19 protein-coding genes are annotated in these 24021 nt (G+C 54.4%); 2 read left to right on the top strand and 17 right to left on the bottom strand.

Features of this window, described 5'->3' with window-relative positions:
* Positions 1–239: 239 nt before the first annotated feature.
* From P4S53_RS11075 to csrD, 16 genes are all read right to left on the bottom strand, one after another.
* Positions 240–4184: a DUF6701 domain-containing protein gene (locus P4S53_RS11075; RefSeq protein ID WP_337112728.1), complete on the bottom strand. Its 3945-nt coding sequence runs from the start codon at positions 4182–4184 to the stop codon at positions 240–242.
* On the bottom strand, positions 4177–4554 hold the full coding sequence (locus P4S53_RS11070; RefSeq protein ID WP_337112727.1) for an MSHA biogenesis protein MshP: 378 nt from the start codon (positions 4552–4554) through the stop codon (positions 4177–4179). Before P4S53_RS11070 ends, P4S53_RS11075 begins: the two co-directional genes overlap by 8 nt.
* 66 nt (positions 4555–4620) lie before the next feature.
* Positions 4621–5379, bottom strand: a complete 759-nt coding sequence (locus P4S53_RS11065) for a PilW family protein (protein ID WP_337112726.1) — start codon at positions 5377–5379, stop codon at positions 4621–4623.
* The gene (locus P4S53_RS11060; RefSeq protein ID WP_337112725.1) at positions 5379–6020 is read right to left on the bottom strand and encodes a type IV pilus modification PilV family protein; all 642 of its coding nucleotides are present in this window, start codon (positions 6018–6020) and stop codon (positions 5379–5381) included. The genes P4S53_RS11065 and P4S53_RS11060 overlap by 1 nt, the downstream gene beginning before the upstream one ends.
* A complete protein-coding gene (locus P4S53_RS11055; protein WP_337112724.1) occupies positions 6007–6513 on the bottom strand; it encodes a prepilin-type N-terminal cleavage/methylation domain-containing protein in 507 nt (168 codons plus the stop codon). The genes P4S53_RS11060 and P4S53_RS11055 overlap by 14 nt, the downstream gene beginning before the upstream one ends.
* Positions 6514–6614: 101 nt before the next feature.
* Positions 6615–7094 (bottom strand): type II secretion system protein, encoded by a 480-nt coding sequence (locus P4S53_RS11050; protein WP_337112722.1) that lies wholly within the window; start codon positions 7092–7094, stop codon positions 6615–6617.
* 9 nt (positions 7095–7103) lie between these two features.
* Positions 7104–7706 carry a prepilin-type N-terminal cleavage/methylation domain-containing protein gene (locus tag P4S53_RS11045; protein WP_337112721.1) on the bottom strand — a complete coding sequence of 201 codons (603 nt, stop codon included), beginning with the start codon at positions 7704–7706 and terminating at the stop codon, positions 7104–7106.
* Positions 7707–7917: 211 nt separating this feature from the next.
* Positions 7918–9135 (bottom strand): type II secretion system F family protein, encoded by a 1218-nt coding sequence (locus P4S53_RS11040; protein WP_337112719.1) that lies wholly within the window; start codon positions 9133–9135, stop codon positions 7918–7920.
* On the bottom strand, positions 9135–10877 hold the full coding sequence (locus P4S53_RS11035) for a GspE/PulE family protein (protein WP_337112717.1): 1743 nt from the start codon (positions 10875–10877) through the stop codon (positions 9135–9137). The genes P4S53_RS11040 and P4S53_RS11035 overlap by 1 nt, the downstream gene beginning before the upstream one ends.
* A 4-nt stretch (positions 10878–10881) precedes the next feature.
* Positions 10882–12105: a tetratricopeptide repeat protein gene (locus P4S53_RS11030; protein ID WP_337112716.1), complete on the bottom strand. Its 1224-nt coding sequence runs from the start codon at positions 12103–12105 to the stop codon at positions 10882–10884.
* A gap of 2 nt (positions 12106–12107) precedes the next feature.
* A complete protein-coding gene (locus tag P4S53_RS11025) occupies positions 12108–12950 on the bottom strand; it encodes an ExeA family protein (protein ID WP_337112715.1) in 843 nt (280 codons plus the stop codon).
* A 4-nt stretch (positions 12951–12954) separates the two neighbouring features.
* Positions 12955–14622 carry a pilus (MSHA type) biogenesis protein MshL gene (gene mshL / locus P4S53_RS11020; RefSeq protein ID WP_337112714.1) on the bottom strand — a complete coding sequence of 556 codons (1668 nt, stop codon included), beginning with the start codon at positions 14620–14622 and terminating at the stop codon, positions 12955–12957.
* Between the two features lie 8 nt (positions 14623–14630).
* On the bottom strand, positions 14631–14963 hold the full coding sequence (locus P4S53_RS11015; protein WP_337112713.1) for an MSHA biogenesis protein MshK: 333 nt from the start codon (positions 14961–14963) through the stop codon (positions 14631–14633).
* The gene (gene gspM, locus P4S53_RS11010) at positions 14956–15591 is read right to left on the bottom strand and encodes a type II secretion system protein GspM (protein WP_337112712.1); all 636 of its coding nucleotides are present in this window, start codon (positions 15589–15591) and stop codon (positions 14956–14958) included. Before gspM ends, P4S53_RS11015 begins: the two co-directional genes overlap by 8 nt.
* Entirely contained in the window at positions 15588–17036 is a 1449-nt protein-coding gene (locus tag P4S53_RS11005; RefSeq protein ID WP_337112710.1) for a PilN domain-containing protein, read from the bottom strand. Before P4S53_RS11005 ends, gspM begins: the two co-directional genes overlap by 4 nt.
* Before the next feature lie 171 nt (positions 17037–17207).
* Positions 17208–19151: an RNase E specificity factor CsrD gene (csrD, locus tag P4S53_RS11000; protein ID WP_337112709.1), complete on the bottom strand. Its 1944-nt coding sequence runs from the start codon at positions 19149–19151 to the stop codon at positions 17208–17210.
* A 198-nt stretch (positions 19152–19349) separates the two neighbouring features.
* On the opposite strand from csrD, the gene P4S53_RS10995 reads away from it, so the two are divergent.
* Positions 19350–20264, top strand: coding sequence for a LysR family transcriptional regulator (locus tag P4S53_RS10995; RefSeq protein WP_337112708.1), 915 nt, complete (start codon positions 19350–19352; stop codon positions 20262–20264).
* 94 nt (positions 20265–20358) lie between these two features.
* On the opposite strand, the gene P4S53_RS10990 is transcribed toward P4S53_RS10995, so the two are convergent.
* A complete protein-coding gene (locus tag P4S53_RS10990) occupies positions 20359–20898 on the bottom strand; it encodes a single-stranded DNA-binding protein (RefSeq protein ID WP_337112707.1) in 540 nt (179 codons plus the stop codon).
* Positions 20899–21150: 252 nt separating this feature from the next.
* On the opposite strand from P4S53_RS10990, the gene uvrA reads away from it, so the two are divergent.
* Entirely contained in the window at positions 21151–24000 is a 2850-nt protein-coding gene (gene uvrA / locus P4S53_RS10985) for an excinuclease ABC subunit UvrA (protein ID WP_337112706.1), read from the top strand.
* Positions 24001–24021 lie beyond the last annotated feature (21 nt).

Below are 24021 nucleotides of genomic sequence, written 5' to 3'. Positions count from 1 at the left end.
CAGCGTGACAAGTCTGTGTCTCACCGCATGGTACATGACAGACGGGCAGACCTTTCGTTTCACAAATCCAGCGAGACGGTCAAATCTTGATGAGGCGCTCTATCTGGCAAAAACAAACAACGCGCCCATTCCCAGGCCGTGCAATCGTACAGTAGCCAGCACTGAGATTCAGCCCTGTATCGCAAGCAGCCACTGAATCTTTGATTGCATTTTCGTTATCAGAATTATTGCCAACGCAGTTATCGGTGTATTGTTGCCGGGATATTTTTTTCACCGCGGTAAATCACCCTGTCATTACCACGGTAAACCCCAAAAGTTACCAGGGCTGACGGGTTTTCATCACCCTGTCCCCGCCAGTTGTACAGCAGCCAGGGCTGGGATTCGCTGCCGGCATGAGTGCCTGCTGCGGAGTCAGTCACCGGGTTTTCACCGGCAATCGCCGCAGGCGTGTCAGTGACCAGTTTTTGCCAGAAGCGTACCTGTTCGCTGGACACGCCATCTGTAGCATAAAGATCGCCCGACCTTGAGCGACCACTGATAACCTTGATATCACCGGCTGACGTGGTAATCGCATTCGTGGTCGGGTTCGTGATGCCCTGTTTGAAGTACGGCTGGCCATTGAAGACCGAATCATGATCGTCACTATTCGTGACGAACTGGCCTGCATTCCAGTACTCCAGCAGCACAGGTAGATTGATTTTTTCACCTACCCGGCCCACCGCATCTTCCAGCCGCATCCGGCCGTAACGGGCATGAATGTCCCCGGCCAGCGCGGCGGCGGTTTCCGGCGTGGCGCCGTCCAGTTCATAGACATTCAGCGGTTGATTCGAAAAGTCGCTACAACCCCGGGTCGCGCAATCATTCCGAGATTCGACAACCAGACCAAAATCCACCGGGTACGGACCGTCCGGTTCGGTCACGTTGGCGTTCGTGCTGCTCACCACCCGTAACAATGCCAGCGTATCGGTCGTGATCGTTTGAAGCGCTTTGTCCCAGTGCTGATAGCTCAGTCGCTCGGACAACCGGCTGGTCAGGTTGTTCGCTTCGCTTCCTGCCGCACCCGCATTCACGGCGCGTAACTGCAACGATTCTTGATAATCGTCGGCAAAATAGCCGTAGTTTTGGGTTGGCTGATTCTGCTTATTTTGCGCCTCGACAGTCGCTGACAAGGAGAACGGCTGATTCATATAAGTGAAACTGCCGTAAGCGTCGTTGACCGCACTCTCCTTGATGACGAAATGTGCCGGGTAGAAGCGCCCCAGCTGACCAACCCCCTGATCCACTGTCATGCCGAGATAATCAGCATCGGCCTGCAGCCAAAGGCTACCGACTTCGCTCCAGCTCAGATCGCCAATCATCCAGCCCGCAGTTGCTTCAGAGCGTGTAAATTCGTGATACAAGGTGCCACCCAAACTCCCAGCAACCACACCATCGCCTTCTGGCGAAGCCGGTTTATCGGGAATGGACAACTGAATCGGCGCCGCCAGCCCTGATACAGAATAGTAATTCGGCGTGGTGAGCTGATTGCACCAGGCTGATGTGGTGGTTTGGATATCATTGATATCGTCACCGCTTTGATCCGGCATCACTGCATCTTCCGTCCAGATCACAGGTTGAAAGGTGACTGAAAACGACTCACCCGCTGCCGCAAAGCCCGGTCCGCCGCTGGCGGTGCCGGAGAAATCTGTCTTTCCACTGTCAGCGGTCACATCGCAGAGCGCGAACGTATAAGGTCGAGACAACAAGACCGCTTTGCCGTTTAAGCCGGACCAATCCCCCTGATGATCGTCGCAGTCCGGCGCGCCGGCCGGACAGTCTTCCGGCTGCCACGCGTCATCAACCAGCGTCACGCTGATTTCACCGGCGTCGTTATACTGCACAGGAACTGTGGCCCGGCCCTGAGTAAAGTTCAGCGTGGTCGTCACATTGCCGGCCTCAGTCACTGATTTCCCATCGAGCAACAATGGGCGCGTGCCCGAGTTCGGCCTGACATAATCCAGACCACTAAAGCGCAAGGATTTCGCTTCACCGCCGGCCTTGCCATAATCTTCGATGACCTGACATTGGGCCCCATTTGAAGCAACGGCTTCAATCAATAATGAATCCGGTTTACCGGCAATCAGCTCTTTCGCAGCACCACTATTGATGCGAAAACCGTACGGTGCAAAACGGTAAGGGCCGGCATTCGCTGTCAGTAATTGATTTCCCGGTGTCAGCACCGAGGCCGAAACCTGAATATCACCGACCAAATGGCTTTGCAGATACAAAGTCACCGCCCCGCCTTGAATCGGTATTGAAGATGAACTGACTTCACAACTGCCGTCTTCTGATGCCGCCCAGCACACCCCACTCTCCGACGTTGAGGCCGGTGACACATTCAGATTGCCCACAAAAGAAGTGTCGAGGGTCCCGTTTTTCAGCACAGTGAAATCAACCGGGATACGCTCGCAGGTCAGGCCATAAGCGGTACTCGGAGAAATCACCAGTTCGTAGTTGTCGTTAGGGGTACTGCAGCCGCTGAGATTGGCTATTATTTTCGGGCTACCGCTCATGTTTAATTCTTTGGCAGTTACAGCCCCACGAATCACCGTATTTCCTGTCATAGTGACTTTGTTTTCACTCAGCACATAAGCATGAAATTCACCACTGCCAGACAGATTAATTTCCGCGTTATCACTATGTGCAACAATCAACAGATTACCTGGCTTATCCGTATGGTTTAATTCGCCTGCGCCAGAGATATTAAAGCGAATGACATTGATCACGCTTTCTCCATTCACATTCACATGACCACTGGCTGTAATATTTAGCTCACCAATCCAGTATTCACCGCCATTTAAATCAACAGTGGCACTCCCTCCAATAGTCACCGACTGATAATAACCGGGCGGTAAAGTTGTCACCGTATTACTGCCAATAGAGATACGCTCCCCGCTTGGAATAAAATCAACGAATGCCGGCTTCTCTACCATCATTGATGGATCAGCAATACAAAAACCTTGGTTTCCTGTACTGGTTACACATGCCTTCAGCTCATTCGGACTACGAATTGTCGGAAAACCAATATGAAAATCATTTGGAGTTCCAATCACCTGACTGCTCCAATTAAGATTTGCGACACTTGCTGGATCCCAGCTCTGTACCGGACCGGTGAAATAATCACACTGTTCCACTTCAAAGGTTTTTTCAAACAAAATAAAACCCACTCGCTCGGCAAGATGCCCTCGCTCCCGGTCACTGTCCATATCTTCATCGACCATGAAACTGGCTTTATCCGGCTCAATCCGACAGCGCCTGACCCAGCCACCATTGTTCCCGTTGCGGGAGTTTTTATTGGCGATCAGGATGGGAATTGCATTAAACGGCCCATACTCAGCATAGGTTTCACAGCCTGCCGCTACTGGATCAGGCTGATTGAGCGTATTTCTTGTCTGCTGACTATCCATCTGAAAATTCACACCGTCTATGGTGCCTTGACCATATGCTGCCACAATCCCGATGGTTTCTGCTTGTATCGGATACTCACGCTGATTTTTACTTTTGTGTCCGTCAATTTCTGAGCGTTCCAGTGCGACACGAAACCGATTCTTCGTCACATCATCGACCGTTGAGGTCAGCCAGAAATCAGAACCATTATTGATTGTCTGTACCTGATGCAATAACCCGGGCAGTTCAGGAAAGTCATGGGATGCCCCAATGTCTGTATACTCCAGTGTTTCCCAACCGATGCGGCTGTTGCCACTGGAGCTCAGACTCAGGTTCGTCTGGAATTTCGATGTATTGACTTTCGCTGCCAGCAGCATGCTCGTCTCATTGAGCTGATAGACTCCTTCTTCTACCACCAGATAATCAATCAGCATCATCGGCACATTTCTCATATTACCGGGGGCTTCATGAGCGGGTGCGATTTTCTGGGTAAAACGAACGTACTCTTGAGTCACTTCAAGAATACGTAAACTGGATGGCGCATCCTGCTCATCTTTAAACTTCACTGTGTCCATTAAGAAAACCAATGGCACTGTCGAATAAGACTGTTGGAAGTTAATTTGACAAACTTGGTTAATGCAGCTCGTCTGGCCGGATTGCTGCGCTACATCATAGCGTCCAAATTCAATCGCTTGTGCTGGCAGACAGAGTAAACAAAAAGAGAAAAACAAGGCGGTTTGCCAAAAGGCTTTACTCATGATCCAATTCCTTCGCCCAAAGTTCCTGAGTTCGAGTCACAGCATGAGGACCGCTGCCGCAGCTGGCGGTACTCACCAGCATGTAAGTGTTTACTGACCCGGCATGTGAGGGTTGGCAGGTGGTCGTTGCGCGGCAGCCCGTGACCCCGGCAGGTGCGAAGAGATAAGCCGTGCCGTTGTCAGGGTGATGGTTGTTACAGATATCGACCGCCGGATCACTGACTGTGCCGGCCAACGGAAACAATTGGCTCATCATGTCCTCATTGGCGGAATGGGCGATGAACCAGGCGCGGGTCGACAGCACTTCGCGGGTGGTGATGTCCTGGCCGGAACCCGCGACCCGCAACATGGCGGCTGCCATAGCAGCCATCACAACAATCACGAAAATGGCGACGATCAGCGCGCTGCCCTGCTGCTGCTTTTTGCATGACGCCCGTTATAAGACATTGATCACCTGCACGCTCTGGCTGTAGTCCGACGATTCTTGACTGACAGGATCGGTAAACGTCATTTCCAAATGAATCAGGCCATTGCTGTTCAGGCCCGCCCCTGACACAGCGACATTGAAATGGCTGAGCGTATCGGTCAACACAGACGCAGTGCCATCATTGACCCGCCGCACCAGGGTATTCCCGACCTGACAAAAAGCCACCTGGTCAGCAAACAGATACAACCGCTGTCCCGGTGAGCGATCGCCCAGCCACTGGGACAATTGCAGACTGGCCGTAGGATCTGCCGTGGTCGGCGCCTTCGTCAGCGCATCCACCACCATGCTTGCGCTGGCATCGGCCTGATAATCACTGGCACTGACAAATCCCACCGCCACGCGGTTGCCGTTCACGCCACTGTTCCATAATGCAATGTGCTGTGAGTCAGGCGGCACCAGCACCTCCAGCACAGGCGCTCCTGCGTGATCTGGATCCGGCTCGTTGAGGTAAGTCGCGGTGAATCGCACAGGATAAAATGACAGACACCCGCTGCTGAAACTAACGCTGTTTGGCGCGGCATGGCGAATTTCCCGGGTCAGACGTTCAATCACAAAACGCGCCTCAGATTGTAAACGCTCGCGATCTATGGTGTCGACGTAACCCCGGGCCCCCAGCTGCAGGTAGGCACCGATGCCCAGCGAAATAAACGCCAGAATCACCAGCGCCATGATCATTTCTATCAGGGTGAATCCTCGCAACGACCGCATCAGTAATTGCTCCTGAATGCGGTGAACAGGTATTCACCGTAACGGCTGGTTCGAACCAGCACATCAATCCGCTTCTGGGTGCTGACCGTAGTTGCGGCACCATTGAAAGCGTTGTTTTCATAACGCACACGGATTTCTAAATAAATATTGCGGTAATCGCTCTGCTCGGCAGCAGAAACGGTGACGAGATCCTGCAATGCGCCGCGGCGGGTCAGCGTGCTGCCGTTGCATTGCGTCTCGCTGCCCCAGCAGCCGATGAAATCATCCACATCATCGGCCGCGCCGACATTCAGTAAACCACTGTTCACTTCACCGGCATCCGCGCCCAGATTGCCCGGCGCGCTGCAAATATAACCCTCTTCTCCGCAGCGGATCACGCTGTCGTTAAAGGGATCCGAGGCTTCATCGAATTTGCGCGAGAGCACCTCATTCAGTACGCCCTGACCGATGGCCGCGGCTCTGGCCTGATAATGCGGTACCGCGGACTGTTCGGCCTGAGGAAATAAAAAACTGGTCAGCGTGACCATGGCAATCGCCATCATCACAATCGCAATAATGCCTTCAATCAGGGTAAAGCCCTGTTGCTGGCGGTAAGATTGATGACGGCCAATTTTCGAAAGGCAGGGTTTACGGGCAGGCATGGATATAGCCCTCCCGGTTGATACAAACTGAAGCGCTCTGGGCGTTACGTGAAACAAAGGTGATCTGGCATTCCGTAGTGCAAAGCGGTGTCTTGTTCCCGCTGCCATCCTGCTGATAGGGGCGCCCCAGTAAATCGAACCGCACCTCGCCCGGCAGATCGCCGGTCACCGTAATATCGTCGTCGGTTTCAGTGATTGCACGGCCAGAGAAAGTGGTGTCGGCGCAGGCAGGCGGGCCAAAATGATCTGATGTCACCTGTAATGACAGGCAACTGTCCAGATCGCCCTCGGCATCAATATTGCTCATCGCCCGCAGCTGAATCTGACGAGCCAGAGTCATAGCCTGATCACGGGCCAGGTAAGCATCAAAACTGCTGCGGCCAATCAAACGTGACGCAGCCGTCATACTGAGGATCCCCAGCAGTATGATCACCAGAATCAGTTCAATTAAAGTAAAGCCGCGTTGTCGGCCAGCGCTCAAACGGCGAGCCATGCATTCACCCAAGACGCCCAGTCAAAGAAAGAAAAGGGGCAGGAGTCCGCCCCAATTTATATGCAATCGACAGGTAATGAATCCGCTTACTCACTCAGTGTTTACGGTGTACAGCCTTCACCTAGCACCACTTCAGCCGTCGCTGGAGTATTGGCGTCAGTCGCTTCGGTATACAGAACATAACAGCCTTGTGTTTCACGGCCTTCGAACGTATAGATAATCTGAGTATCCGTCAAAGCCGCTTCTGGTACATCACTGGTATCTGCCGAAGTAATTGCTAGCCAATCACCATTTTCAAACGCGGCACCAATGCCATTGGCCGCTGCTGTCGGATAACCGAAAATCGCCTGCACGCCATCAACATCCACAGCTGTCGAACTAGTTTCATCACCACGCACAGCAGCCTTACCGTAAACAATGCCTGAAGCACCCACAATGGCGCCTCGCAGCCCCTGCAGCGCAGAATTACGCGCATCATCCTGCAGGTTCAAAAAACGCGGCGCAGCAGTCACGGCCAGAATGCCGAGAATCACGATGACGACCACCAACTCAATCAGGGTAAAACCACCTTGACGTTTCATAACTGACTCCTAAATATTGCGATCAATGTTAATATCAACCCGACCCAAAGCCGGTGTGTAAGTAAAATAATGGCCGGCTGTTATGGCTTTCTTACCGGTCCAAAAGTCACTGGCCGAAACCAGTTGGTAATAACGACAAAGTCGGTGACCATTGATTGCACCGACTTCGACGAAATATTGATACTGCCCGGCGTTCGCCTCACTCGCATCAGTAGTTGACGGCGGTGGGTTTTGTAACAGGTTGTCCATTAACGCCAGGCAATCCTGCGCTGATAATTGTTCCAGTTGCGAACTTCCCTGCCCCTGAAGCGCGAAAGGATATCCCTCTCTGCCGCCTGCTTTTGCTGCGGTCAGGTTAAACCGGGTACCGTCGTAATTAACCCAGTGTCGGCTCTGATTGCCAGGTTTACCGTCCGCTTCCCATTGCGCGCGTGCCGACAATACCGCGGTCGAAAAGCTTCCTGCCATGCCCTGCAGTGCGGCCACTTTAGCCTCATCGGCAATATCGATATACCGGGGCACCACCACGATGGACAATATGCTGACCACCACCACCACAATGACCAGTTCAATCAGCGATAAGCCGGTTTGCCTGTTCGGATACTGAGTCATAAGCTGCCAAAAACATGACGAACGGGCGTCAAAATGATGTAAGAGGCCATTCTCGCATGCTCATAAAAAATACCAGTGAAAATAATCGGGTTATTGCACATTTTCCTAATATTTACTGCAGCTTAGGATTGGATGACAAAGTATTTCAATGACAAAAATATCACTAACAAAACTTTATTCTCGTACTGAGTGCTCATCTCATCAGCTTGCGTTAAGCCCCGCGCGCGACATCAAGTAAATTCCACATCGGCAGGAAGATCCCCAGCGCCAGAATCAACACCATGCCGGCGACAACGGCCAATAAAAACGGTTCGATTCTGGCGGTCAGTGTTTTCAGATCGTAATCCACTTCACGGTCATAAAAGTCCGAGACTTCATGCAACAGTTCATCAACCTGACCGGTTTCTTCACCCACCGCGATCATCTGCAGTACCAGCGGGGTAAAAATGCCGCTTTGCCGGGCTGTTTGCGTAATACTGCTGCCGCCTTCAATGCCGTTTTTCATGTCAATCAGACGATTTTCCAGAAAGCGGTTTTCCAGTGCTTCCGCCGATAGCTGGATCGCCTGATTCAGGGGCACACCTGCACGGATCATCAGCGCAAAGGTGCGGGCAAAACGTGACAGCTGAGCCCGGTTGATGATATCGCCCACGACCGGGACTTTCAGCCGCCAGCGGTCCCACTTTTCCAGACCTTCCGGGGTACGCTGCCAGGCTTTCAGACCAATCCAGCTCACCACTGAACCGCCAAGCAGCAAGGGCCAGTAACCCAGCATAAAATCTGAGGTGCCGATTAAAATACGGGTAGGCAGAGGCAGTTCGACACCAAACCGGCTGAACATGGAAGCAAATTGCGGGATCACTTTGATATTCAGCACGATCATTGCCAGTAAAATCGCACTGAGCACAAACATCGGGTAACGCATGGCCGATTTGATCCGGCGCCGGGTTTCCAGTTCCTGCTCGTAATACTGCGCCAGTTGCAGCAGGGCATCTTCCAGACGACCGGTATTTTCCCCGACATGGATCATCGACACGAACAGCTCAGAAAATACCCTGGGATGCATTTTCATCGCCTGCGACAGCGAACGGCCGTTGGTCAGCTCTACGGTCACGGCATCAATGGTCGATTGCAGCAATGGGTGGCTGGTACTTTGCTCCAGCCCTTTCATGGCCCGCAGCAGCGGCACGCCGGCTTTGGTCAGGCTGTACAGCTGACGACACAGAATCACCATAGATTCCAGCGGCACATTGCGCTGCAACAAGCTGCTGAGGCTCCGCGAACTGTCGCTCCGACCAAGGCGGATATCCACTGGAATGATCCCCTGACGCATCAGCTGATCGGCGGCCGCCTCTGCGGTTGGCGCGTCGAGCTTGCCTTTCTTCAGCTGTCCCTGACTGCCCCGCCCCCGGTAATCAAACGTCGGCATCAGCGAGACTCCGCTGACGCCGGTAAGGCATCAAATTGCGGCATCAGGTAATCCCCTTCACTCAGATGCAGCACTTCTTCCAGACTGGTGCGCCCGGCCAGCGCAAGCGCCATCGCAGATTCAATCAGCGGCTGATAACCTTCAGAAGCACGCGCCAGCTGCGCAAACCCCATTGCATCATTGGCGCGCAGTGCATCCATCATGGCCGGCGTCATTTCCAGCAATTCAAACACCCCAATCCGGCCTTTATAGCCGGTCAGATTACAGCTCTGACAGCCTTTACCCTGTCTGAATGTCTGGTCGGCCGACGCGGGAAAACACGCCTTCAGCCACTGCTGCTCCGCAGCATCCGGTGACACCTCATGGCTGCAGTCCTGACAGATACGGCGGACCAAACGCTGAGCCAGTACGGCCCGGACCGCACTGGCCACCAGATAGCCGGGCGCTGCCATGTCCATCATCCTCAGAGCACTGTCTACCGCATCATTGGTATGCAGTGTCGACAGCACCAGGTGGCCGGTGAGCGCAGAACGCAGACCGATTTCCACGGTTTCCTGATCCCGCATTTCCCCGACCAGAATAATATCCGGGTCCTGACGCAGAAAAGTCCGCAGGATGCCGGAAAACGTCAGACCGATTTTAGTATTCACCTGCACCTGATTCACCCGCGGCAGCCGGTATTCCACCGGATCTTCGGCGGTGATCAGCTTTTTGCCGGGTTTGTTGAGCTCGCTCAGTGCGCCGTAAAGGGTGGTCGTTTTGCCTGAGCCGGTCGGCCCGGTGACCAAAATCATGCCATGAGGGCGTTTGAGCTGACGGCGGAAACGGGCAAGAATATCGGCCGGCATGCCAATCTGATCCAGACTTAAAATACCGGCTGACTGATCCAGCAGACGCATCACGACAGATTCACCGTACTGCACCGGCATGGTCGACACACGGACATCCACCGAGTGGCCGCGAACCGTCACATTAAAACGGCCATCCTGCGGCAAACGTTTTTCAGAAATATCCAGTCCGCTCATCAGTTTAAGGCGCAGCACCAGAGCAGAGGCAATGGCAGATTCGTTCAGCAGGGTTTCATGGAGCACGCCATCGATACGCTGACGAATCCGCAGTACGCTGGCATCGGGTTCGATATGAATATCCGAGGCGCCCACCTGAATGGCATCTTCGAACAGCGAATTGATCAGCTTAACGACAGTGACTTCTTCATTGTCGTAATTATCGACACTGAAACTGAAGTCACTGTTTGCCTGATGCTCGGCGTGCAACTGCTCGGCAAAAGAGGCAATTTCCTTGGTACGACGATAATAGCGATCAAACGAGGCAATCAGCTGATGTTCCGGGGCAATCACCAGCTCAACCCGGAACTGATGCAGCTGGTTCAGCACCGCTTCCTGGGCGGCCAGGTCGGCCGGATCGCTCATGGCCACCCGGACCGTATCGCCCCGGTGGCTGATCACTAACGCCCTCAGACGACGGGCATGCACTTCCGGTAACAGGCCAACGGCTTCACTGTCGACCGCCACCCGGTTCAGGTCGATCAGCGGGATATCCAACTGACGGGACAGGAAGGCCAGCAATTGCTGCTCGCCCAAAAAACCCATGCTGATCAGGGTGTCACCCAGCTTGCGGCCGGTACTGCGTTGCTGATCCAGTGCCAGATCGAGCTGTTCTTGCCGGACGATGCCTTCTTCAACCAGAAGATCGCCCAGACGTTTGCGTAATCTCAGCTGCATCGGTTCAGCCCTCCTGTGTCTTCAGTGCGGCAAGACGCTGGCGAATGAACTGCTGTGACTGGCCGGAAACCTGCCCCAGTTTCAGCGCCTTGGTATAGGCCGCGATCGCTTTGGCGTTGTCCTGACTGCGGTCAAGGGCTATCCCCAGCCCCAGCCACCAGCGTCCGTCAAACGGTTCGGCATCCACCAGTTGCTGATAGCTGCTCAGTGCCAGTGGCTGATGATTGAGTTGCTGGGCCAGCGCACCGCGCAAGGCCAGGAATTCACTGACAGGCTGCGACGGCAGTTCGCTGAGCACATCCAGCGCCACTTCCGGTTGGGATTCCTGCGTCAGCAGTTTGGCCATCGTCAGGCGCAAGTCCTGCTGGTTGGGCTGCTTGGCCAGTCCCTGCTGCAGTGTCAGCATCGCACGCCTGACATCTCCGCGGCCGTAATACAGGGCCGACAAACGCTGGCGGGCATCAATCCAGCCGGGCTGGTATTCCAGCGCCGATTTCAGATAGTTGGTGGCCTTGAGCGTGTCTCCTTCCGCTAAGGCTTTCATCGCCTTATCGTAATCCGTCTGGGCAAGCTGCGCTGGCGACAGGGCAATGCTTTCAATCAACAAGCCGGACTCACCTTCAGCCAAGGGTTCGGCCATTGCTGTATCCGTGTCGGTGGTTTTGAACTCAGTGTCATCCATGGCCGCCTTATCAGCCGCCGCCGGTGCCGTTTTCGCCGTACGCACAGGGGCAGCAACGCGGGAGACGGTTGGCACCACAGCCGGTTTAACCCCGGGTGTGGTCTCTGTCTGACTGGCGATCGGCGCAACGGGCGTTTTTTTCACAACAGGCAGTACAGTGGCTTGGGTTGGGCCGGCCGGTGCGGGTTTGCTGTCAGGCAGTTTGCTGTCAGGCAACTGGCTCACAGGCGCGGTCTTGGCAGCGGGTTCGGCCTTGGTATACAGAAAATCCCCGACCGGGTCCGGGCCGGATGGGATGGCCGCAGACGCTGCCGGCGTGTCAGCGGGTACCGGTATGCTTTCAGCAGCGGAGCGGCTCTCCGCGCGGCTGTGCCCGAACCACCAGCCTGTCGCACCAGCCGTCCCTGAGATCAGCAATCCGGCAAGCAGCCAGCGCGGCCACAGTGCCTTTGGCAAAGGTTTGACCCGGACAGGCTTCAGATCCGGCGCCTCTTGCTGTGCCTGGCTCTGGCTCAAACTATTGAGCATTTTATTGACTTCACTCATGCTCAGCTCCACCCCCATAAGATTGGATAGTGCCAGCGTGGCTGGCGCGCGGTTTGGGTGTCTGTGATTGCTGCCTGCACCGCTTTGCGGCTGATCATGTCATCACCTGCGCTGCAGGCCATGATCAAGGCTTTATGGCACAACTGGTTGACCAGCCTGGGGATACCGCCACTGGCGTGCCAGATCTCTTTCTGTCGTGCCAGCGGCATTAACTCTGGATCTCCGCCCGCTTTGCTCAGGCGATGCTCGATATAAGACGCCGTTTCCGCCATATCCAGCGGACGGAGCACAGCGCGAAAGGTAATGCGCTGGCGAAACTGGCGCAGCTGCGGGGTGGCTAATCGTTCATCCAGCTCAGGCTGGCCCAGCAGCACGATATGCAAGAGCTTTTCCTGTTCGGTTTCCAGATTGCCCAGCAGCCGTAAGGCCTCCAGCGCCTCGTCCGGCAACGCCTGGGCTTCATCGAGCAACACCACGACAGTGCGTCCGCCGCGCTTGCGCTCGATCAGTGACTGGTGCAGCAATTCGGTCAGGGTCAGCCCGTCACCGTCCGGCTGCAATCCCAGCTCCTTGGCCAGTGCAGCCCGTAGCTCCCGCCCGCTCATGGCCGGCGTCGGCAGATAAGCCAGATCATATTGCTCGGGCAACTGCCGGACCAGCATCCGGCAGACCAGGGTTTTCCCTGTCCCGACTTCCCCGGAGATCTGGATAAACCCTTCCCCCATCGCCAGTGCAGACAGGGTCATTTTGATCGCTTCCAAATGCGGCGGCAGGGCATGAAACAGCCCGGTATCCGGCGTTAACCGGAAAGGAAACTGCTCAAATCCGAAGTGCGACAGATACATGGGGTTATCCTTGATCCGGGAACCATTTCTCAACCAGCGCGCGCGAGCGTTCAATTTCCTGCTGCCAGGTCTGATCGCCCACCACTGTGGGTTTAAGCAAAATCACCAGCTCGGTTTTGGTCTGGACTTTATTGATGTTGCGGAACAAATAGCCAAGCCCGGGAATATCACCAAGCAAAGGTACTTTGGTCTGCTGATCTTTCAGCGACGATTTCATCAAGCCGCCTATCACCACCACATCACCGCTGCTGGCATGAATCACGGAATCAGACTCACGCACTGAGCTTCGGGCCAGCGGCAGGCTGTAGGTGCCAAAGGTGTCACCCAGCGCGATTTCCTTCACTTCTTCGGTGACTTCGACCACAGTCGGGTGAACATGGAGCAGGACGCCGCCGTCATCATCAATCTGGGGCGTCACATCAAGTGAGATGCCCGAGAAGAAAGGCGTCAGCACCACTTCCGGCGAGGCCACGCCGCCATCGGTCACGGCTTCCCCGCCGTCCACTTCAGTGACGAAATACTGATCGCCGCCGACCTTGATCACCGCTTTCTGGTTATTGGCAGCAGTCACACGCGGGCTGGACAGCACATTCAGATCGCCCTGCGTCTGCAGAAAACTCAGGACTGCAGAGAAATTACTGTCTGAGATGGTAATGTTGGTTTGCCCGCCCAGCAAATTGGCAATCTCGCTGCCACCCGGCAAATCACCTGGGCCGGTACGGCCAAAAATAATGCCGGTGCCACCGATGGTTTTGGTAATGTTGCTCCAGTTAATGCCCTGCTGATAACTGTCGTTGAGGGTCACTTCCATGATCTTGGCTTCCAGCACCACCTGGCGCTGAAGACGCTTTTTCGAGACGCCGAGAAATTCGCGCACTTCACGCAATTCATTCGGAAAGGCTTTCACTGTCAGCAAACTGGCCTGCGGCGACACCACAATACTGCGCCCCTGCCCGGTTCCTATCATGGCCTGAACCGCCTTTTGCAACTGGCCCCAGAAATCACTGTCAGAGCGCGTTTCTATCCGGGTGCCGCCTGTGGAGTAGGATGAGCGATCACCGCTATTACTGCCACGGTTGCGGTTGTCGTCGTATTCGTCGTTGTTACGATTGCGGCGATTGTCCGACTGATTATCAATACTGTTATCCGGGCTGCTGATGGAGCCTGTGGTCAGGGATGTCAGAGAGAGACCACGCCGTTGCAGCTGCAGGTAGTCCACAGGAATCACTTCCGTCCGCAATGTAGCAGGGAATACCTGAATCATGTTGCCCTTGCGCTGGATATCATATCCATAGATATCCGACGCGACGTTCAGCACTTCATCTAAGGTCACATCCTGCAGAGTGAGCGTCACCCGGCCGCTGACTTCAGGGTGGATCACCATATTAAATGCCGTACCGCGAACCAGACTGGAGAAAAAGGCGCGGGCGTCCACAGCGCGGGCATTGACTCGGAACCGCCGCTCGTACGCACTGCGGCCAGATCCGGAACGACTCAGGCTGGGCATCAGATCCGCGCTGACGGCCGATGGCAAGTCAGTCAGAGGCCGACTCTGCGCCTCATTTTTAGCCTGATTCAAGGCTTCCTGCACCTCAACCGGTTGATTGTGGCCCATGTTTGTCGCGCAGGCCGTCAGCAGGGTTGTTGTTATCCCAATGAACAATAAGCGCATGTCAAAATTCACTTTTCTGATTCATTTATTTTTATTTCTTCGTTATACAGGGCCAGGCGCCACTGTCGGCTGCCGCGCTGAAGAATCACCGCCTCTCCGTCAACGGCTTTCAGGGTATAACCACTGATCGCCTCACCCGGCAAAACCACCTGATTATTCAAAATCACACTGCACTGATCCTGCTCCGGGCAAACAATTCCCTCCAGTGAGGGTAACCGCTGTGTCGCTGTTTTCTTGACTGATGGCACCTGCCACCCCAAGGGAGCGGTCGGATCGCTTTCAGCGAGAGCCGCGGTACTGACCAGGAGAGATAACAGCAATACAAAGCTTTGTTTAGCCACCGATGAAATCCTTACTTTCGCCCAAAGTATATACATCAATATGTATATCAGAGAGTGGGTATTTGTCGACCTGATAATCCAAACTTCGCCAATAGTATTTCACTGGCAAGGCTTCCAGCTGCTGTAAGTACTTAACCAGGTCAAAATAGCTGCCACGCAGCGTCAGCCGGACAGGGTGGATGTAATAGCCGGCATCTTCACCGTTGATCAACTGGCCCGGCGGCAGAGATTCCAGCGACACCAGTTTCAGGTGCTGAGAATGCTGCAGCACCTGATCCATCAATGTGGCCATCTGGGCCGGGGTGACCAGGCTGGCAACACGTTCTTTCAGCTCTGTGTCCAGCCGGGCATTACTGCCTTGCAACTGACGGATTTTCTCATCCAGCACCTGATCGGGATCATCGCTCAGCAGTCGCCGAATCCGAATCAGATCACCGTCATTTTTGATCAGGCTGGCTTGTAGCGATTGCTGCTGCCTTTCCACCGCTCTCAGTGATTGCTGGATGGGTTCCAGTAAAAACTGATAACCGGCCAGTACCAGCATCAACCAGCCCGTGATAGCCACCAGCCACTGTTCGCGCCGGTTCAGCAATTCGAACCGGGTCACCAGAGAAGACCAGATATTCATGGGTTTTCCTCTGTTTTGCGTTGTGCATGCAACATAAAGGTCACGATGTTTTCTTCATTTCGCCCCAGGGACATCACTTCAAAGCGGCGATCGGCCAGCTCAGGGTATCGGGAAAAACTCTGCAGCCAGCCGGGCACCGCATTGGGGTGCCTGGCCACGCCTTCCAGATCCAGCTGCTGTCCCTGTACATGGATGCGGCTCACCGAGATATCCTGACTGGCAGCCTGAGCCAGCTGCTGCAACATCTTGGCATAGCCGGACTGCAGGCTGTTATCGTGCATGGCTATCGCCTTGAGCGTGGCCTGCTTGGCCGCGAGGTGCTGTTCCAGCTCACCGCTCAGTTTGACTTTTAATTCGCTCGGCAGATGACGGGCCAGCGCGGCTTTGGCGTTATCCAGCTCTGTCTGCTTTTGCGTCAGCTGGGCTTGCTGCTGTGTCAGCAACTGGGTGGCCCTGTATTCCTGCCAGCTTTGCCATCCGGCCAGCGAGCCGATCACCACAGCCCCCGCCGCCCAGCCCGCCACTAAGTTAGGCAGGGTGAGCCAGTTCGACTGGGGTTTCAGACTGTCACTGTACAGATTCACTAGCGGCTGCTGCAGCTGAGCGGCCCAGGCAACCCGGGTATCAAAGTCCGTCAGTTCAGCGGGTGCACCACTGACGGTTGCGACCGGCACATTGAGCCGTTGCCGCAATGCGTCAGCCAACTGCTCATTATCATCGCTGTCACAACTGACCAGCACCTGGGCAATCGGGGCATCCCGCAGCTGGGCACTCAGAAAATCCAGAGAACGCTGCAGTTCAAGCGCCAGTCCGTCTATCTGCAGATCAGCCTGTTCCAGACCAATCAGAGGCTGAGAAAAACCACGCAACTGACGCTGAAAACACATCACTTGCTGTTTGAAGGCGGTCAGGTGCAGGCCAGAATGCTGTCGGGAATGAAGGATCAGCTGGCTCTGTTTTTCTGCCGTCATCTGACCCAGTACCACTTCATCCACAGTGATCAGTTCAGGTTCACAGCCATTTGCCAGGCAAGCCAGTACCAGTTGCTGAACCAGAGAGCGCTGCGCTACCAGCACCTGCAGTCTGTCTTTGATTGGCTCTTCAAACCCATCAGCCACCAGATTTGCGGGCGGTTCAGTCACCAGATCTTTGACCAGAAACGGTAAGGCACTGGCCAGTTCATGGCGGGGTAAAGCCGGCTTATCAATGACCAGGCTTTGATATAAACCATGACCGAGTACCAAACGAATGCTGCAGCCGTTTAACTGGTGTGTGTTGATCAATTGCGCGATGGCAGTCGTCCAGCTTTCACGTGAAGCCACCGCCACACTGTCACTGATCCAGCTTTTTCCGTCTTCAGCCAGACAGACGAGTGTCAGTTTCCCTTCGAAAACAGCAACACTGGCCACTTTACTGACAGTTTTCCGGCTTAGGAGCTTTTTCATCAGCATGGTAATAACCCGTTTTACTTTGCGTTCGTTGTTAACCCGCGACGACATTCTTTGGAGAGATGCTATTGACCAATAATGTCAATAATTTGACCCATGATACTGACAGGAATTTACCGTGTATAGAGAAAATCCTGTAAAAAATGTAAGGTTTCCACTTAGATAACATTATCTGCGCTTTTTGTTACTCATTTGACTCACACTCATCTCCGGGGCAAAAAAGCGCCCCTGCCCGCCATTAATCCCCAACTGCTGCAGCACCTGCCATTCCCGGTCATTTTCGACCCCGACAGCAATCACTTCGACCCCGGAATTGGCGCAGGCGCCCAGCATACTGCGGACAAATAGCTGATTTTCCTGTCGCTGATCTATCTCACGAATCAGGCTTCGGTGCAGCTTAATATACTGGACGTTGACATCCTTGATGTAATGGGTGCTGACGATGGTTCTCCCGGCCTGATCCACACCCAGCCGGCAACCGAGGCCCGTGACCATTTTGAGAAAGGTGCGCACGGCATCAATATGGCGTGACAGGTTCCGCTCCGGGACTTCAATGCTCAGCCGTTTCAGGACAGGTCTGGGGGTTTGCAGCAGTTCATCCCGGAACCAGCGGATAAACCCTTTATCGAGCAGAGATTCGATGCTGACGTTAATCGCAAAATTATCCAGGGTCGGGCCATTTTTGAGCAGATCCAGTGCCTGACTGATGACCTGTTTATCCATACGCACATGAAAGCCCACCTGCTCAACCGCAGGCAGAAAACGGGAAGCTTTGATCATCACACCGTTTTCGTCGTTGATCCGCGCCAATAATTCACGGTGCAGCGGCACATTTTCCCCGGCGAGATAGGCAGGCTGCTGGTACAGAATTGGTCCGCCCTGACTGAAGACAGCATCCAGCAGCGTCCGCCAGCGTACGCTGCCCCGGGTATCTTCGCCCAGCACATCCTTCTGGAAGGCGTACCAGCTGTTCGTGCCCTGCAATTGTGCACTGCGCAGCGCCATATCGGCCTCATCCATGATGCGGCCACGCCGCTCGCCACTGGCAAAATAGGTCATGCCGATATGGCACCAGTTCTCACGCGACAACGGCGCGGAAGGCGTCAGTCGTTCCAGCCCTTTCAGCAGCTGATTCACGAACTGATTGACCTCCTTGCTGGGCTGTTGCAGCAGCATGATGGCAAATTCGGCATCAAAATAGCGCGACAGCACGCTGTCCGGATAGCGCTGGACCATATTTGACAATACCATGCCGACATCCTGGATCAGTTCATCGGCAACAAGCTTGCCCTTTGCCAGCAGCAACTCCTCCCAGTCGGCGATACGGATCAGAATCACAGCGCCATGGTTATCCTGATCCTGAACCACAGATTGCAGCCGGCTGTCGAACAGTACCCGATTGGCCGAGCCTGTCAGCTGATCCAGGAAGGTATGGGTACGAATGAAGGTATCAAAGCGGCTGCGCTCCTGTCTGGCATCTTTCAGCTCGGAGATCAGCTTGTCCAATGCCAGACTTGCCGTATCCGGCCATTCCAGATCGGTGCCTTTGGCAAAATCATCCAGCTTTCCGGCCAGCAACATTCTTCCCCGCTCTTCAAGCAGCTCAGAGCCCTGCAACTGCCGTTTAAGCCAGTTTACGCCCCAGACCAGGCCGGCAATAATGATCATGATCGCCAGACTGATGGAAGACATCGCCCCCAGCGAGTAGGTTAATTCGGTATAGGGCGGCACCGACTGGATACTGACAAAGTAACCTGGGTTCAGGGTCAGCGGGTATTCCGTGTGATAAAGAATGTTGGGATCATCGATCTTCTGTAAACCCTGAAACTGGTAGACAGAGCCGGCATCGTTGCTGACATCCAGCGACACCACATTACTGGCTTTGAGGAGTTTCGGCAGCCAGCGGGCCAGGGATTGCGAGCCTTGCGGATCGGCCATTTCCTGATCGATCACGTCAACCACGCCGCCCAGATAGTGATGCAGATAATCCTGCCCGAGCTGACGAAAACTGACAGCACCGCCAATAAAAATGACAAACATGGCGCAAATGACAATGAGGGTCACGAAAGCAACCAGTCGATTGGTCAGCTTCATCCCTGAGGCTTTTCTCATGCAAGGTCCAACTTTATCTGAAAAACAATTCCAAACCGCCTGGCTCTGTGGTCAACTCTGATACAGAGAACAATAAAAACCAAAACGCCTGTTTATACTGGAAAATACCATCGGCTCTCAAACACTGCAGTGCTCAGACCGACACTTTCCTTACTTGGCTCACCGCCCAGGCAATATGTAACCCCAAAGCGGAGAGATATGGACTGGATCACCTGCACCAAAAGTTTTGTCGCCGTGGTTGAGCAGGGCTCACTGGCCCAGGCTGCAAGCGCCCTCAACACCTCAAGCTCAGCCCTGTCCAAGCGGCTTTCATGGTTGGAAAAACAGCTGGGTGTTCAGCTTCTTAAACGCACGACACGGAATCTGACCGTCACAGACGCCGGCAAGGTGTTTTATCGGCGCAGTGTCCATTTACTTGATGACTGGCAGCAGATACTGGCAGAAACCACCTCCACCTATGGTGAAGTTCAAGGGGTACTGCGTATTGGTGCCCCGCTGGCGACGGGCAGCCGGGTCCTGGTGCATTATCTGGCCGAATTCTTACAGACGTATCCCAATATCCAGGTCGAACTGCATACAGTGACCCCGGGCCAGTTGCCGGATCTCAACCTGGATGTCTTTATCAGCCGCGAGCTGACTGATTTTAACTCCACCAGCTATATTGCCACGAAACTCTTCAGTTTTCAGGCGGGTTTCTATGCCTCACCCAGTTATCTCGAAGACAGGCCGGTGATCGAAACCCCGGAGCAACTGGCGCAGCACAACTGCCTGTTATTCGGCAGTCATGGCCATGAACAGGAACATGTCTTTGAAAATAACCGTCGCTTACGTTTGCGGGGAAATTTTACGACCCAGAACCCGGAAGCACTGGTCGCCGCTGCAGTCGCCGGTATGGGGCTAATTCTGGTGGGAGAAAATACAGTCAAACGCGAGCTCAGCAATGGCTTGCTGATCCCTGTCTTGCCGGAACTCAAGCAGCCGTTAAATGCAGCCTACGCCTACTACCCTAAACTCAATTACAACCACACCAAAACCAAGCTGTTTATTGATTTTATTAAACAAAAAGCCTCACCCGGCCAGACAGCTCAATCGGCCAATCCACACTATCTGTGACCGGCACAGTGCGATCACAAATTTCAGGCAATAAAAAAGCAGCATTAACGCTGCTTTTTTTAACAACTTGTCCCGTCCTAAATACAGGCAAGGATCAGAATGGAATATCGTCGTCGAAATCCATTGGCGGCTCATTATACTGAGGCTGAGCTTGCTTCGGCGCAGACTGCTGCTGAGGCGCATAATTTTGTTGTTGTGACTGCTGAGCCGGTTGCTGAGGTTGTCCCCAGCCGCCCTGCTGCTGCTGGCCACCCATCGGGGCACCCTGGCCCTGGCCACCGGCACGGCCGCCCAGCATTTGCATCACACCGTTGAAGCCTTGAACAACCACTTCGGTCGTGAAGCGGTCCTGACCGCTTTGATCCTGCCACTTACGGGTTTGCAGCTGACCTTCAATGTAAACTTGAGAGCCTTTACGCAAGTACTCACCAGCCACTTCAGCCAGCTTGCCGAACAACGCAACACGGTGCCATTCTGTTTTTTCTCGCTGTTCGCCGGTCGCTTTATCACGCCAGCTTTCAGAAGTCGCGATGGTGATATTTGCGACTGCACCGCCGTTCGGCATATAACGGATTTCAGGATCTTGTCCTAAGTTACCTACCAGGATAACTTTATTTACGCCACGACTGGCCATAGTTCACTCCAGGTTTTCGCTGTTGAGGCTGCCAATCATGACACCCTTCACTCATTCAAAGTTTATACTTAATCGCCGAGTTTAACATGGGCTGCCCTCCGAGTCATCGGGCTACGTCATGCTTCCCGTGTCTTGACCGGACGCATAAAAGACGATCAAAGCACTGTGTTTTTGTACAGTCAAGTCTTTTAAGCCCCTCAGGGCTATGCAATAATGCCAATCCTATTGATTCAAGCGCTGATGACTGCAACTATGGATAAGATCGAAGTCAGGGGTGCACGCACCCACAACCTTAAAAACATTAACCTGACTATCCCCCGGGATAAGCTGATTGTGATCACAGGTTTATCAGGTTCCGGTAAGTCTTCTCTGGCATTCGACACCCTGTATGCCGAAGGTCAGCGCCGTTACGTCGAATCATTGTCGGCCTACGCCCGCCAGTTTCTGTCGCTGATGGAAAAACCGGACGTCGACCACATTGAAGGTCTGTCGCCAGCCATCTCGATTGAGCAGAAATCGACCTCACATAACCCGCGCTCGACGGTCGGTACCATTACCGAAATCTATGACTATCTGCGCTTGCTGTATGCCCGTGTCGGCGAACCGCGCTGTCCGACGCACGATGTGCCCCTCGCTGCGCAAACCGTCAGCCAGATGGTCGACAAAGTACTGGCACTGCCGGAAGGCAGCAAGCTGATGCTGCTGGCCCCTATCGTCAAAGAGCGTAAGGGCGAGCACCTGAAAACCTTAGCCAACCTGTCGGCGCAAGGCTATATCCGGGCCAGGATCGACGGCGAAGTCTGCGATCTGTCCGATCCGCCGACGCTGGAATTACACAAGAAACACACCATAGAAGTGGTGGTGGATCGCTTTAAAGTGCGTGATGATCTGCAGCAGCGGCTGGCCGAATCGTTTGAAACCGCGCTGGAGCTGTCCGGCGGCACTGTGGTCGTCAGTCCCATGGACGACAATGACATGGCCGAGCTGATTTTCTCAGCCAACTTTGCCTGCCCGCATTGCGGCTACAGCATGCGTGAGCTGGAACCGCGTCTGTTTTCCTTCAATAACCCGGCCGGTGCCTGCGGCACGTGCGACGGACTGGGGGTACAACAGTATTTCGACCCGTCCCGTGTGATTCAGAACAGCGAACTCAGCTTGTCCGGCGGTGCCATCCGGGGCTGGGACAAGCGCAATTACTACTACTTTCAGATGCTGACGTCGCTGGCTGAACATTACGATTTTGATGTTGAGGCGCCGTTCAGCAGCCTGCCGAAGAAAGTACAGAACGTCTTGCTGCAGGGTTCCGGCACCACAAATATTGAGTTTAAATACATTAATGATCGCGGCGATGTGACCGTCCGCCGTCACCCGTTTGAAGGCATTCTGAATAACATGGAACGCCGCTACCGGGAAACCGAGTCCAATGCCGTGCGCGAAGAGCTGGTGAAGTACATTTCCACCAAGCCTTGCGCCAGCTGTCACGGCTCCCGACTGCGCGAAGAAGCACGTCATGTCTTCATTGACAGCACCAATTTGCCGGCGATCAGCGAGATGAGTATCAGCCAGGCGCTGACCTTCTTTACCGAACTGACCCTGGAAGGACAGCGTGCGCAGATTGCCGATAAAATCCTCAAAGAAATCAATGACCGCCTGACCTTCCTGGTCAATGTTGGCCTCAACTACCTCAACCTGTCGCGCAGTGCGGAAACCTTGTCCGGCGGTGAGGCTCAGCGGATCCGTCTCGCCAGCCAGATTGGCGCTGGTCTGGTCGGCGTGATGTATGTGCTCGATGAGCCTTCCATCGGCCTCCACCAGCGGGATAACGAGCGCCTGCTGGGTACCCTGACCCGGCTGCGCGATCTGGGGAACACTGTCCTGGTGGTCGAACACGACGAAGACGCGATCCGCAGTGCCGATTACATCATCGATATCGGCCCGGGCGCCGGTGTGCACGGCGGGCAGATCATCGCCGAAGGCACCATGGAAGATATTCTGAATTCAGAAGATTCCTTAACCGGCCAGTACCTGAGCGGCAAGAAACAGATTGAAGTGCCCGTTGAACGCGTGCCTGTCGATCCGGCTAAAACGGTTCTGCTCACAGGCGCCACGGGCAACAACCTGAAACAGGTCGATGTGTCGATTCCGGTGGGCTTGCTGACCTGTGTGACCGGGGTATCCGGCTCGGGCAAGTCCACGCTGATCAACGACACTTTCTTCAAAATTGCGCACCATCAACTCAATGGGGCCACCACAGGCGAACCGGCACCTTATGTGGATATTCAGGGGCTGGAGCACTTTGATAAAGTGATCGATATCGATCAGAGTCCGATCGGCCGGACGCCGCGTTCTAACCCTGCAACTTACACCGGCATTTTTACCCCCATCAGGGAGCTATTCTCGGGCACCCAGGAGTCTCGCTCCCGGGGCTATAAACCGGGCCGCTTCAGCTTCAACGTCAAAGGCGGCCGCTGTGAGGCCTGTCAGGGCGACGGGGTGATCAAAGTGGAAATGCACTTCCTGCCCGATGTTTACGTGCCCTGTGATAGCTGCAAAGGGAAACGCTACAATCGTGAGACCCTGGAAGTGAAATACAAAGGCCAGTCCATTGATGAAGTGCTGGAAATGACAGTGGAAGATGCGCGGGTATTTTTTGATCCTGTGCCAGCCATTGCGCGAAAACTGCAAACCCTGATGGATGTCGGACTATCCTATATCCGCCTGGGGCAAGCGGCGACCACGCTGTCCGGCGGCGAAGCGCAGCGGGTGAAACTGGCGCGCGAGCTGTCCAAGCGTGATACAGGGAAAACCCTGTATATTCTCGATGAACCAACAACGGGCTTGCACTTCCATGATATCCAGCAGTTGCTGAGTGTCCTGCACCGACTGCGCGATCACGGCAACACCATCGTGGTAATTGAGCATAATCTGGACGTCATTAAAACCGCAGACTGGATCATTGATTTGGGACCGGAAGGTGGCAGCGGTGGCGGCGAGATCATCGCAACCGGTACGCCGGAACAGGTTGCCGAGGTCGCCGGTTCGCATACGGCCCGCTTCCTCAAACCCCTGCTGCCTGCTTTAACGGCAAAACAGCAGGCATAATTACACACATTACCCCTGTCA

The organism is Photobacterium sp. Hal280 (assembly GCF_037162255.1).
Taxonomy (GTDB): domain Bacteria; phylum Pseudomonadota; class Gammaproteobacteria; order Enterobacterales; family Vibrionaceae; genus Photobacterium.
This window is presented reverse-complemented; position numbering and strand designations above follow the sequence as displayed.

What these genes read in the sequence shown, in the direction of transcription:
- P4S53_RS11025 (WP_337112715.1), bottom strand. Translation starts at nt 12,950, where the DNA reads ATGTATCTGTCGCACTTCGGATTTGAGCAGTTTCCTTTCCGGTTAACG.
- P4S53_RS11030 (WP_337112716.1), bottom strand. Translation starts at nt 12,105, where the DNA reads ATGAGTGAAGTCAATAAAATGCTCAATAGTTTGAGCCAGAGCCAGGCA.
- P4S53_RS11055 (WP_337112724.1), bottom strand. Translation starts at nt 6,513, where the DNA reads ATGGCTCGCCGTTTGAGCGCTGGCCGACAACGCGGCTTTACTTTAATT.
- P4S53_RS11075 (WP_337112728.1), bottom strand. Translation starts at nt 4,184, where the DNA reads ATGAGTAAAGCCTTTTGGCAAACCGCCTTGTTTTTCTCTTTTTGTTTA.
- P4S53_RS10995 (WP_337112708.1), top strand. Translation starts at nt 19,350, where the DNA reads ATGGACTGGATCACCTGCACCAAAAGTTTTGTCGCCGTGGTTGAGCAG.
- gspM (WP_337112712.1), bottom strand. Translation starts at nt 15,591, where the DNA reads ATGAATATCTGGTCTTCTCTGGTGACCCGGTTCGAATTGCTGAACCGG.
- uvrA (WP_337112706.1), top strand. Translation starts at nt 21,151, where the DNA reads ATGGATAAGATCGAAGTCAGGGGTGCACGCACCCACAACCTTAAAAAC.
- P4S53_RS11070 (WP_337112727.1), bottom strand. Translation starts at nt 4,554, where the DNA reads ATGGCTGCTATGGCAGCCGCCATGTTGCGGGTCGCGGGTTCCGGCCAG.
- P4S53_RS11005 (WP_337112710.1), bottom strand. Translation starts at nt 17,036, where the DNA reads ATGAAAAAGCTCCTAAGCCGGAAAACTGTCAGTAAAGTGGCCAGTGTT.
- csrD (WP_337112709.1), bottom strand. Translation starts at nt 19,151, where the DNA reads ATGAGAAAAGCCTCAGGGATGAAGCTGACCAATCGACTGGTTGCTTTC.
- P4S53_RS10990 (WP_337112707.1), bottom strand. Translation starts at nt 20,898, where the DNA reads ATGGCCAGTCGTGGCGTAAATAAAGTTATCCTGGTAGGTAACTTAGGA.
- P4S53_RS11050 (WP_337112722.1), bottom strand. Translation starts at nt 7,094, where the DNA reads ATGAAACGTCAAGGTGGTTTTACCCTGATTGAGTTGGTGGTCGTCATC.
- P4S53_RS11060 (WP_337112725.1), bottom strand. Translation starts at nt 6,020, where the DNA reads ATGCCTGCCCGTAAACCCTGCCTTTCGAAAATTGGCCGTCATCAATCT.
- P4S53_RS11045 (WP_337112721.1), bottom strand. Translation starts at nt 7,706, where the DNA reads ATGACTCAGTATCCGAACAGGCAAACCGGCTTATCGCTGATTGAACTG.
- P4S53_RS11040 (WP_337112719.1), bottom strand. Translation starts at nt 9,135, where the DNA reads ATGCCGACGTTTGATTACCGGGGGCGGGGCAGTCAGGGACAGCTGAAG.
- P4S53_RS11065 (WP_337112726.1), bottom strand. Translation starts at nt 5,379, where the DNA reads ATGCGGTCGTTGCGAGGATTCACCCTGATAGAAATGATCATGGCGCTG.
- P4S53_RS11035 (WP_337112717.1), bottom strand. Translation starts at nt 10,877, where the DNA reads ATGCAGCTGAGATTACGCAAACGTCTGGGCGATCTTCTGGTTGAAGAA.
- mshL (WP_337112714.1), bottom strand. Translation starts at nt 14,622, where the DNA reads ATGCGCTTATTGTTCATTGGGATAACAACAACCCTGCTGACGGCCTGC.